Here is a 3,615-nt window from a genome sequence, read left to right on the forward strand (position 1 = left end):
ACCTCGCGCAGCGCGTAGTTGGAGCGCGCTTCCGGGCCCTTCGACGAATCGAAATAGAAGCCGAGCCAGGRCTCGTTGACGGTGTCGATATAGAGAGCGCCGAGCTCGTTGCAGAGCTCCATGATGTCGGTGGAGCCGGTATCGACCGAGAGATTGACGCAAAAGCCCTGGCCGCCGCCCTCAGTGAGCAGCGGGGTCAGCAACTCGCGATAATTGTCCCTGGTCACGCCCTTCTGGATGAAGCGCACATTGTGCTTCTCGCAATGCGCCTTGCGGCCCTCGTCCTTGGGATCGATCACGGTGATGCGCGACTTGTCGTAATCGAGATGCCGCTCGATCATCGGCAAGGTGCCTTTGCCGATGGAGCCGAAGCCGACCATGACGATGGGACCAGTAATCTTCGCGTAGATCTGCGAGGGGTGGCTCATGGGGATGGTTTCTCCGGAACGTGCTGGCGGGCAAAGGGTGAGGGGTGGATCAGGCGCTGCGGCGCTTGGCGGTCGCTTCGATTTCGACCTTCATCTCGGGCTTGGCGAGGGCGGTGACGACCAGCAACGTCGCAGCCGGCCTGATGTCGCCGAGAACCTCGCCGCAGACGGCGAAGTGGGCATCGATGTAGCTGGCGTCGGTGACGTAGTAGGTCGCACGGACGATATCGGCCATCTCGAATCCGCCCTCCTTTAGGGCGGCTTCGATGGTCTTGAAGCAGTTGCGTGACTGGCTCGTGACATCGGCCGGCATCGTCATCGTCGTGTAATCATAGCCGGTGGTTCCGGCGACGAAGGCGAAATCGCCGTCGATCACGGCGCGGCTGTAGCCGACGGTCTTCTCGAGGGGAGAGCCGGTGGAGATCAGGCGACGGGACATGGTTTGGACCTCGACTGAAAGAGGTGTTTCGCGGGGTTAAAGGGCGTTTCTGGGGCCTGCGCAACCCCAAAGGAACGGAGCTTAGGGCAGGCGCGGCCGGACGTTGCCGCTCAACGCGGCTTCGGTCGTCGCCATCATGACGATCCCTTAGGCCGCGTGCGCCTGGAGGGCGCGAACTACCCTCCGTTTGGGCAGGGCCTCGCCGGTCGGGGCGATCATCCCCTCGGCGCCATCCAGCGCACCGGCCTCGAATTCGACCGCCAGCAGGCGGTCGCGCTCGAACGGGCCGGGCAGCACCAGTGCGCCGGTCTTCTCAGCCGAGAAGCCGAAGCGGGCGTAATAGGGGGCATCGCCGAGCAGGATCACGGCGGCATGCCCGCGCGCCCGGGCGGCGGCCAGCGCTTGTCGCATCAGCGCGGCGCCGATCCCGAGCTCGCGGCAGGCAGGATCGACCGCCAGTGGTCCGAGGACCAGAGCGGGCCTGCCTCCGGCGCTGACGTGCCAGAGACGCACGGTTCCCACGAATTGTCCCTCGTGCACGGCGGCCAGCGCAAGGCCGGCGGCGGGTGCACGTCCGTCGCGCAGGCGCTGGCAGGTGCGGCCATGGCGGTTCTCGCCAAAGGAGGCATCCAGCAGCGCTTCACGGGCGGCGACGTCGGCAGCACGTTCCGCACGGATCGCGAACGGAGCGGCTTTCGAAGTGAGGGCGACTTGTGGCTTCCGAAAAGCAGTCATGGCGCGTCAGTCCCCGCTTGGACCTGCGTGCGCGAAGCACGCCGGTCCAAGGCGTCGTCAGAAATCGAAATGTCAGGGAGGAGCCGGCAAGCCGGCTCCCGGGTTCGTCAGGCCTCAGAACAAGAGGCGGATCAGATGTGATAGGTCTTCAGCGGCGGGATGCCGTTGAACGCCACCGCCGAGTAGGTCGACGTATAGGCCCCGGTGCCTTCGATCAGCAGCTTGTCGCCGATCTCGAGCGTCACCGGGAGCGGATACGGGTTCTTCTCGTACAGCACGTCGGCGCTGTCGCAGGTCGGGCCCGCGAGCACGCACGGCGTCATGTCCGCACCGTCATGCGGGGTGCGGATGGCGTAGCGGATCGACTCGTCCATGGTCTCGGCGAGACCGCCGAACTTGCCGATGTCCAGATAGACCCAGCGCACCTCGTCCTCGTCGCTCTTCTTCGAGATCAGCACGACCTCGGATTCGATGATGCCGGCGTTGCCCACCATGCCGCGGCCCGGCTCGATGATGGTCTCCGGAATCTGGTTGCCGAAGTGCTTGCGCAACGCGCGGAAGATCGAGCGGCCGTAGGTGACGACCGGCGGCACGTCCTTCAGGTACTTGGTCGGGAAGCCGCCGCCCATGTTGACCATGGTCAGGTTGATGCCGCGCTCGGCGCAGTCGCGGAACACCTGCGAGGCCATCGCCAGCGCGCGGTCCCACGCCTTCACCTTGCGCTGCTGCGAGCCGACATGGAACGAGATGCCGCACGGCTCCAGGCCCAGGCGCTTGGCGACGTCGAGCACCTCGACGGCCATCTCCGGGTCGCAGCCGAACTTGCGCGACAGCGGCCACTCGGCGCCGGCGCAGTCATAGAGGATGCGGCAGAACACCTTCGCGCCGGGAGCGGCACGGGAAACCTTCTCGACCTCGGCGGCGCAGTCGACTGCGAACAGGCGAATGCCGAGCGCGAAGGCGCGCGCGATGTCGCGCTCCTTCTTGATCGTGTTGCCGAAGGAGATGCGGTCGGGCGTAGCGCCAGCGGCCAGCGCCATCTCGATCTCGGCGACCGTCGCGGTGTCGAAGCAGGAGCCCATGGAGGCGAGCAGCGCCAGCACTTCCGGCGCCGGGTTCGCCTTGACGGCATAGAACACGCGGCTGTCGGGCAGCGCCTTGGCAAAGCTCTGGTAATTGTCGCGCACGACCTCGAGGTCGACGACGAGGCAAGGCTCGGTGTCCCGGCCCTCGCTGCGGCGGTTGCGCAGGAATTCCTGAATACGTTCGGTCATAGCACTCTCCCAAACGGCCCAGCGACGGGGATCCGTTCAAAAAATGACGTCGGATAAGAGCGCTCCGGCCAGATCACGCGATGGAGGCGTGACGAGCCAAAGACTCACATCAGACTGTGCTGCCGTGGATTGGTTGGGAATTTCCCGCCCGCACACCTGGCAATGAAGGACAAGCCTTTTCAGTAGCCCGCGCCGGCGTTGGACTGCCGGTAGAGACCAAAAAAGCCCGATCCGTCGTTGCTTTAAGTCGCGTCCCCCGTTGAGAGCGGGGTGCGCCGGTTCGCCTCCGGCTGCCAGTCACGGTTGCAAAAAGTGAAGTCACCTTCGACAAGGCATCTCTTTGAGAGAGATGCTGGACGCTCCGGGTTTGCTTGGGTCTTTCGACTTCCGCACTTCCGAAGAGCCCCTCGGCTTCTTCACCCCTTGGCGGCTGTCCGGCCTCTTGTCCGGATACCTACCGACTGACACACGACCACAGGCACGTGCGAAATTGGGCAAGAACGCACATAAGCGTTTTGAATCTCGATCGCAAGAATTTTTTTAGGCTGGCGACAAGATTACCTAACATCTGCTTGCGCTGTGTTGCGCGAGCGACGGGGAAGATGAACAGGCGTTAAGTTTTTCTGCGCCGCGCGCGCGTCTCGCGCGCGTGCACGCTTCAGCCGCGCTTGGTGAAGGGCTCGACGCGCTGAGCCGCGCGGATGAAGGCGGTCATCACGAGCACGCCGAGTGCGAACAG

At 64.6% G+C, this 3,615-nt stretch carries 4 protein-coding genes; all 4 read right to left on the reverse strand.

Annotated features, from left to right (window positions below; genetic code table 11):
* On the reverse strand, window positions 1-428 hold a 428-nt coding region (locus tag ACXJL8_RS36550), incomplete at its 3' end, for a saccharopine dehydrogenase NADP-binding domain-containing protein (protein ID WP_456686580.1).
* A gap of 49 nt (window positions 429-477) precedes the next feature.
* Window positions 478-867, reverse strand: coding sequence for a RidA family protein (locus tag ACXJL8_RS36555; RefSeq protein WP_456617387.1), 390 nt, complete (start codon window positions 865-867; stop codon window positions 478-480).
* Window positions 868-1,014: 147 nt separating this feature from the next.
* The gene (locus ACXJL8_RS36560) at window positions 1,015-1,602 is read right to left on the reverse strand and encodes a GNAT family N-acetyltransferase (protein WP_456617388.1); all 588 of its coding nucleotides are present in this window, start codon (window positions 1,600-1,602) and stop codon (window positions 1,015-1,017) included.
* Window positions 1,603-1,733: 131 nt separating this feature from the next.
* Window positions 1,734-2,876: a type III PLP-dependent enzyme gene (locus ACXJL8_RS36565; RefSeq protein WP_456617389.1), complete on the reverse strand. Its 1,143-nt coding sequence runs from the start codon at window positions 2,874-2,876 to the stop codon at window positions 1,734-1,736.
* Window positions 2,877-3,615: the final 739 nt, after the last annotated feature.

The organism is Bradyrhizobium sp. P5_C11_2 (assembly GCF_054049755.1).

Bases quoted from the DNA above. Each gene is read 5' to 3' on its own strand.
- ACXJL8_RS36555 (WP_456617387.1), bottom strand. From the start codon at position 867: ATGTCCCGTCGCCTGATCTCCACCGGCTCTCCCCTCGAGAAGACCGTC.
- ACXJL8_RS36560 (WP_456617388.1), bottom strand. From the start codon at position 1,602: ATGACTGCTTTTCGGAAGCCACAAGTCGCCCTCACTTCGAAAGCCGCT.
- ACXJL8_RS36565 (WP_456617389.1), bottom strand. From the start codon at position 2,876: ATGACCGAACGTATTCAGGAATTCCTGCGCAACCGCCGCAGCGAGGGC.